Origin of the sequence: Myxococcus sp. AS-1-15 (assembly GCF_020037055.1) — a bacterium.
In the GTDB taxonomy this organism is placed as follows: domain Bacteria; phylum Myxococcota; class Myxococcia; order Myxococcales; family Myxococcaceae; genus Myxococcus; species Myxococcus fulvus.
On record NZ_JAIQDF010000026.1, the window covers coordinates 81,824 to 89,060 of the forward strand.

6 protein-coding genes are annotated in these 7,237 nt (G+C 69.8%); all 6 read left to right on the forward strand.

All coding sequences use genetic code 11. The features are described 5' to 3' along the window. Positions 1 to 2: 2 nt before the first annotated feature. On the forward strand, positions 3 to 1,883 hold the full coding sequence (gene cas10 / locus K8625_RS41560; protein ID WP_223785823.1) for a type III-B CRISPR-associated protein Cas10/Cmr2: 1,881 nt from the start codon (positions 3 to 5) through the stop codon (positions 1,881 to 1,883). Next, a complete protein-coding gene (locus tag K8625_RS41565) occupies positions 1,880 to 3,124 on the forward strand; it encodes a type III-B CRISPR module-associated protein Cmr3 (RefSeq protein ID WP_223785824.1) in 1,245 nt (414 codons plus the stop codon). Before cas10 ends, K8625_RS41565 begins: the two co-directional genes overlap by 4 nt. 2 nt (positions 3,125 to 3,126) lie before the next feature. Further along, positions 3,127 to 4,056 (forward strand): type III-B CRISPR module RAMP protein Cmr4, encoded by a 930-nt coding sequence (gene cmr4, locus K8625_RS41570; protein ID WP_223785825.1) that lies wholly within the window; start codon positions 3,127 to 3,129, stop codon positions 4,054 to 4,056. After that, the gene (locus tag K8625_RS41575; protein ID WP_223785826.1) at positions 4,053 to 4,451 is read left to right on the forward strand and encodes a type III-B CRISPR module-associated protein Cmr5; all 399 of its coding nucleotides are present in this window, start codon (positions 4,053 to 4,055) and stop codon (positions 4,449 to 4,451) included. The genes cmr4 and K8625_RS41575 overlap by 4 nt, the downstream gene beginning before the upstream one ends. Next, positions 4,444 to 5,508, forward strand: a complete 1,065-nt coding sequence (gene cmr6, locus K8625_RS41580; protein WP_223785827.1) for a type III-B CRISPR module RAMP protein Cmr6 — start codon at positions 4,444 to 4,446, stop codon at positions 5,506 to 5,508. The genes K8625_RS41575 and cmr6 overlap by 8 nt, the downstream gene beginning before the upstream one ends. Before the next feature lie 639 nt (positions 5,509 to 6,147). Then, positions 6,148 to 6,459: a hypothetical protein gene (locus tag K8625_RS41585; RefSeq protein ID WP_223785828.1), complete on the forward strand. Its 312-nt coding sequence runs from the start codon at positions 6,148 to 6,150 to the stop codon at positions 6,457 to 6,459. Positions 6,460 to 7,237 lie beyond the last annotated feature (778 nt).

A 7,237-nucleotide genomic window follows, 5' to 3' on the forward strand; every position in this document is an offset into this window, starting at 1 on the left:
CGATGACGACTCAGTCCTATGTGCTCGTGCTCAAGGTCGGCCCGGTGCAGGGCTTCATCGCCCAGGCCCGACGCACGCGCGACCTGTGGTTCGGCAGCTATCTGCTCTCCTCCTTGAGCCGCGCCATGGCGTGCGCGCTCCGAGACGCGGGCGCCGAGCTCATCTTCCCGCATCCGGAGCAACTCGACGCGGCGGCGCCGAAGCCCTCGGGGCGTGTCACCAGGACCGACCAGGCCCTGGCCGACGCCGAGGCCGTGAAGGGCTTCCCCAACAAGGTCCTCGCGGTGGTGAAGGGTGACGCGGCCGAGGTGGCCCGCGCGGCGCGCAAGGCGGCTCGGGCCACGCTGCGCGAACAGTGGGTGCGCGTGCGAGAGCGCGGCGGGCCGCTGCTCGCGGAGGGCGCGGACGCGTGGGCGGACGAGCAACTCGACACCTTCCTGGAGTTCCACGCGGCCTGGGCGCCGATGGAGGACGGTGATTACCTGACGGCCCTCGAGGAGGCCGAGGCCGCGCTGGAGGCGCGCCGGGGGCTGCGCGAGTTCAGGGCCTGGACCCAGGCGCCTCCGGCGGGCACGCACAAGTCGAGCCTCGACGGTGGACGCGCGTCGGTGCTGAAGCGCGAGCGCCCGCGGAGTGGCGAGTGGAAGCGGCTGCGCATCGGTGAGCGCGAGGAGTTGGACGCGCTGGGGCTGCTCAAGCGCGCGGGTGGCGAGCCGGACCAGTTCGTGCCGGTGCCGAGCATCGGGTTGGCGGCGTGGCTGGAGACGGCGAGCAAGAAGCACGGCTCGAAGCTCTCCGCGCTGCGTGGTGCGTGCGCGGACCATCGCGGGTTCACGTCGGTGTACCGGACGGACCTGGCGTGGGTGAATGCGTTCCCGTTCGACGGCCAGCTCCTGCTGTCCGAGCGCTGGCGTCCGTACTTCGCGGAGTGGAGTGAGGACCCCAAGGCGGCGAAGCAGGAGGCGGAGCGGTTCGCGGATGAGCACATCCGCCCGCTGCTCGCGGCGATGTCCGTGGCGCCGTACCCCTACGTGGCCTGCCTCGTCGCCGACGGGGACCGGATGGGGGAGCTGCTCCGTCGACTGGCGGAGCACGGGGGCATTGAGGCGCACCGACGTGTCTCCCACGCGCTCGCGAGCTTCACGGCGGAGGCGCGAGACATCGTCCAGTCGCGCTACCGCGGGATGCTCGTCTACGCGGGGGGCGATGACGTCCTGGCCTTCGTGTGTCCGGCGGACGCGCTCCAGTGTGCCCGGGCGCTGGCGGCCGCCTTCTCGAAGCACCTGGCCCCTGTCAGCGGAGCGTCCGTGCCCACGCTGTCGGTGGGGCTGGGCATCGGCCACGTGATGGAGAGCCTGGGGCAGCTGTTGGCCCTGGGGCGTCGAGCGGAGAAGGCCGCGAAGGACGCGGGGCGCGACGCGCTCGCGGTCCTCGTGGCGAAGCATGCGGGGCGCGAGCGGCTGTGGACCGCGAGCTGGACACCGAAGGGCGCCGCCGTGGAGCCGCTGACCCGGCTGTCCCAGGACATGGCGCTGCTGGGGGGAGACCGGCTGCCCCTGGGCAAGGTGCACGAGGTGGAGACGATGGTGCGCCGCTTCCCCGTGGAGACGTCGTCGGAGGAACAGGCGGCAGTGCTGGTGGCCGAGGTGTCGCGAATCCTGGCGCGCGCCGAGGGGCGGGCTCGCGACTCCGAGGACCGTGAGCGGGAGGACAAGGCCCTGTCCCTGACGGACGTGGGGCTGGCTGCGCTCGCGGAGAAGCCGCCGGAGTGTGTCGAGACGGTCCACGCGGAGCTGCTCGCGTGGGTGGACCGGATGTTGGTGGCGGGGACGCTCGAACGTTCGCGTCGCGGACTGGAGCTCAGAGAGGGAGGTGGCGCATGAGTGAGGAGTGCTTCGCGTTGCTGCCGCGCGACGGGCTGTCCGTGAAGGATGGTCGCGGCTGGTACACGAGTGAAGTGGGGCGCGGGTACTCGCATCCGTGGCCCTTGCCCACGACGGTGCGAGGCGCGCTGCGCGCCGCGTGGGGACAGGACCTCATGTCGAACCGGCCGGGCGTCCGGCTGACGCCGGAGGCGTGGGAGCAGCGCTCCGCGAGCCTCGCGCTGAAGGGGTTCGTCGCCTTGCGGCGTGACCTGGGGGAGACGTCCTTCACCCCGCGCCACCGGATGTGGCCCGCGCCCGCGGACGCGGTGGTGGTGGCGGGCAAGGACGGCGAGCCCGCGCGGGTCGAGCGACTGCGGCCCTGGTGGCCCGACTCGGAGGGCGTCATCACTTCGCTCGGCCCCGATGAGGACCGGGCGCGCGAGGCGCTGTGGCATCCCCGGCCGGACCACGAGGGGCGGATGGGCAAGCCCTCGGGCGATGCGCCGGCGTTCTGGTCCGAGGCGGACATGGTCGCGTGGCTGCTGCGCAAGGACCTCGCGGCTCCGGCGACTCCGGGCCCCGGTCATCGCACGGACCTGCACGTGGCCATCGCGCCCGACAAGCAGACCGCGGAGGACACGATGCTGCACTCGCGCCAGGTCGTGGAGCTGCTGCGCCTGGAGAAGCGCGAGGGCGCGGCGGCGCCGGTCGCGGTGGAGTGGGCGCTGGGCGTGCGCTGCAGGCAGCCCGAGGGCGAGGCGGTGACGGGCTTCCCCTCGGGCGTGCTGGGGCTGGGAGGCCGCAGGCGGTTGACGGAGGTGGAGCGCTCGACGGCGGACCTGTTCGCCTGCCCCGAGGACTTCCAGCCCGAGCCCTCGATGGGCTTGAAGCTGGTGCTGGCGACGCCCGCGAGCTTCGAGCGCGGGTGGCTGCCGGATGGCTTCGCGTGCGCGGAAGGTGGCGAGCCCGAGTACGTGGGCACGTTGCCTGGGGTGGAGGGGCGGGTGGTGTTGCGCGCGGCGCTGGTGCCTCGGGCGCAGGATGTGTCCGCGTGGGACATGGTGAAGCGCCAGCCCCGGGCGACGCGGCGGTGGGTGCCTGCGGGGGCTGTCTATTTCTTCGAGAAGGTCGGTGGGGGCTGGTTCACCACCGAGGAGCTGCGCGCGTTGTGGCTGGCCTCGTGGGGCGGCGGCCGCGACGAGGCGCTCGGGCAGGTGTTGCCCGGCGTCTGGGAACTGCCCCCGGAGTGTGGAGCGTGAGCATGGAAAGCCGAGCCTATCTGCTGCAAGCCCTGTCCCCCCTGCACGTCGGCACGGGGCAGAGCGTGGGAGTCATCGACCTGCCGCTGATGCGGATGCGCTCCACGGGCATCCCCATCATCCCCGGCTCGTCGCTCAAGGGCGTACTGCGTGACGCGAGCGCGAGCGACACCGTCCGGACCGACGCGGTCTTCGGCCCCCGGCGCGCGAAGAACGGGCCCGAGGGGGACGAGCCCAGCGAGTACGCGGGGGCGCTGGTGGTGGGCGACGCGCGGCTGCTCGCGCTGCCGGTGCGCAGCTTCGTGGGGACGTTCGCGCTGGTGACGTCGCCGTTGCTGCTGACACTGGCGCGTCGGGACTGGGGTGGACGGAAGGGAGGCGGTGAGGCGCCTCCGCCGGTCCCCGCGCTGAAGAAGCACCGCGCGCGGGTGGCTTCGTTGAAGTCCTGTGTCTGTCTTCACGAGCAGGCGGGCGGGGCGCGTGTCTACCTCGAGGACCTGGACCTGGAGGTGGACGCCGAGGACGACGCGGTGCTCGGGGCCTGGGCGGAGGCGCTCCAGCGCGCGCTGCCCGGTGATGAGCGGGAGCTGCTCGCGCGGCGCCTGGTGCTCGTGGATGACGAGACCATGAGCTTCCTGTGGGAGACGGCGATGCAGGTGGACACCCGCGTGAGCATCGACCCGGACACGGGCACGGCCGCGAAGGGGCAGCTCTGGACGGAGGAGAGCCTGCCGGCGGAGACGCTGCTGATGGGGGTGATGGCGGCGTCCCCGTCCTGGAGTCCGAAGCAGGCGATGGCGGCGAGCGCGGTGCTGGACGCGGCGCTCGGCGGGCAGGGGACGATGCTCCAGTTGGGCGGCAAGGCGACGGTGGGGCGTGGGTGGTGCCGGCTGTTGTCGTGGACGGCGGGCGACACGGAGGCGCGGCGATGAGCGGCGTGACGCGAGAGCAGCAGCGGGCGACGGATGCGTATGCCCGGGTGTCGGCGGTCCCCTCGGACCTCCGGCCCGACTACAAGCCGCGCGTGCATGGCCTGGGGGCGTCGGTGCTGCGGGATGGTCTGGCCGCGGCGCTCACGTTCCTGGAGCGGGAGCGGGACCCGAAGGAGCCGAACGCCGCGATGTTGCTGCTCGAGGACCTGGCGAAGGTGCTCGGCAAGGCGCGGCTGCCGGGGTTGTCCTCGGCGCTGACGGGGGAGACGCTGCCGGGCGCCGTGCGGAAGCTGGGGCTGGAGGAGTACATGCTGGCCACGCGCGAGACGCTGCGGCTGGTGGTGTGGTTCCGTCGCGCGGTCCAGGCCACGTTCAAGGAGGCTCCTCGTGCGTGAGGTCCTGGCCACACTCCCCCGTTTCGAGGCGACGGGCCCGAGTCACGCGGGGCTGGCCCACGAGCGCTACGCGCCCCAGAAGGACGACGAGAAGGAAGAGAGCGGCTCGCCATGGCGGAGGTGGTTGGGCTGGATGGACGGGGCGCGGGAGCCGGAGCACTACGGGGTGGCGTACCGCCGGTGGCGCGGCTCGCTGACGCAGTGGCACACGGCCTCGGTGGAGATGCGAGCGACGGGGCGGCTCCTGGCGGGGCACGGGAATGCCTCGCCGACGGGGGTGGGGCTGACGCTGCATCACACCTGGGGCGTGCCGGTGATTCCGGGCTCCTCACTCAAGGGCGTGCTCGCGGCCTACCTGCGCGCGAGCTTCGAGCCCGACGAGGTGGCGGAGGCGAGTCGTCGGCTGTTCGGGGTGCCTGGGGATGAACGGCTCGGCCAGGAGGCGAGCGTGGGGCAGGTCCTCTTCCACGACGCGCCGTGGGTGGCGAGTCGCGGAAAGGAGGGGGTGGCGCCACGGATGCTGGCCCGCGATGTGCTCACGGTGCACCAGCGGGGCTGGTACGGGACGGCGGGGTCGTGGCCCAACGACTACGAGTCGCCGAACCCGGTGGCGTTCCTGTCGGTGCGCCCTGGGGGACGTTTCCTCGTGGCGCTGAGCGTGGCCCCGGGGGCGGACGAGGAGACGCTCCGCTTGTTGCGCTGGGCCGCGGACCGGTTGTGCGAGGCGCTGCGTGACTGGGGCGTGGGGGGTAAGACGGCCGCAGGATACGGGCGGTTGGAGCCCGAGGGGAGCGTGGTGGTCAATCCCCCGCGCGCGGTGTCTCGGCCGTCACCGGCGCGGGATGCGTTCAAGGCCTGGGGGGAGGCGCAGCGGGCGGCGAAGACGGAGCAGCGTAAGGTGCTCGAGGACTTCGACGCGCAGTGGATGCAGAAGTTGATGGACCTGCCGCGCGAGGTGCGGGTGGAGTGCGCCCAGGCGCTTCGTGTGTTGGTGAAGAGCCCCAAGCTTCAAGCGCGTTGCGAGGAGTTGCTTAGGGGGCTGGTAGATGACGCCTGATGGAGGACGTTGAGGAGTATATCGAATGCGGCGTGACGACCAGTAAGCGACCGGCTGCTGCGGAAGTAGGTGACGGAAGAGCAGCGTTCTTCCATGTTTTCGTGGGACGCTCTTTGTTAGATGAATAGGCGTTTGAATCTGGGGTGGGCTCTCCGCTTGCCGTGATGCTGGAGGGCGTTGAGTACAAGTCGTAGTCGCTGATGTTGAAGTAGTGCATTCGCTCCCGTTGCTGTTCGTGATGCCGGAAGGCGCTGCGCACCATCACCGCCGCATGGTGCACTCGTCGACGCACGCCTTTGTTGCTGGCTGTGATGTAGAAGGCGTTGGGTGCCTGTTACGCGCAGGGACAAGCGGCGTGCCGTTGCTCGCTGTGATACTAGAAGGCGTTGAGTACTAACCGGCGTTGCCGAAGAAGTCGGCGCTCGGGGCAGGTGCTCGCCGTGATGATGGAGGGGGTTGAGCATGCACCGCACAGCCACGTAATCGCGTCGTGCTGCTCGTGCCAGAAGACCTTGAGCACAGCGTGCGGAGCGCGTTGATACCCAGTTTCTTCGCTGTTGCTCGCCGTGATGACGGGAGATGTTTAGCACTCGAACTTCTGTGCGAGGACCTCGGTCATCAAGTCGACTGACGCTCGCCGTGATGCTGGACGACATTGAGCTCCGGTATGGCCACGGTGAAGAGCTCGCCCAAGAGCCGCCGCTTGCCGTAACGCCGGAATGCGTTGCGCACATCAGGTTTGCCGTCCCTGTCAGGACGTTATCCATCCCGCCGCTCGCCGTGATGCCGGAAGGCGTTGAGCACATGTTGGTGGTGGACAGGTTGTTGGTCTGCTGGATGAGTCCCGCGCTCGCCGAGATGCCTGAAGGCGTTGAGTACATGAACTCGATGGTCTGCTCTTCGGCTGCGACCTCCACGGTCGCCGCTCGCCGAGATGCCGGAAGGCGTTAGCCCGCATTTCTCTTCCTCGGTCACCGTTGCTCGCTGTGATGCCGGAAGGCTTTGAGCACTTACCCGCGCAGGTGTTCGTAGCGAGGTATGTGATGAACCACCGCTCGCCGAGATGCCGGAAGGCGTTGAGCGCAACTCCCATTTCATGCAGCGCGCATAGGGGCCAGACTCCGTTGCTCGCGGTGATGCCGGAAGGCGTTGAGCACCCCAGCGTGTTATTGCAGACGACGCGGGTTGCGCAATTCCACCGCTCGCCGAGATGCCGGAAGGCGTTGAGCACTTGTGCGTGGTGATATTGATGTGCGTTGTTACTGCGGCGTTGCTCGCCGTGATGCCGGAAGGCGTTGAGCACTGTCGTCCCAGCGGACGTTGTCCAACGTCCACTCACTCCGTTGCTCGCCGTGATGCCGGAAGGCGTTGAGCACATGAAGTTGTCGCTGTAGATCTCCTTGAAGTTGGCGACCGTTGCTCGCCGTAATGTCGGAAGGCATTGAGCACCCGTCGCCGGAGCCGAAGCCGTCGCCGGAGCTGAACCGTTGCTCGCCGTGATGCCGGAGGGCGTTGGGTCTCGGACCCGTGGCTATCCTCGCGGGCCTGTCACACAGATGCATGTTTCACGGTGCGAACAGGTCCGACCCACTGGTTCTAAACCGAAGTTCGTGATTCTCGATCAGGCTGAAGGGCGGGCAGGCGGGAAGTGCGCGGGAAGAGGGAGCAGGGGCACTTCTCGTTCGGCTCTGTGTGCGCAGAAGACCTGAGAGCGAGAAGGCCCTGCCCG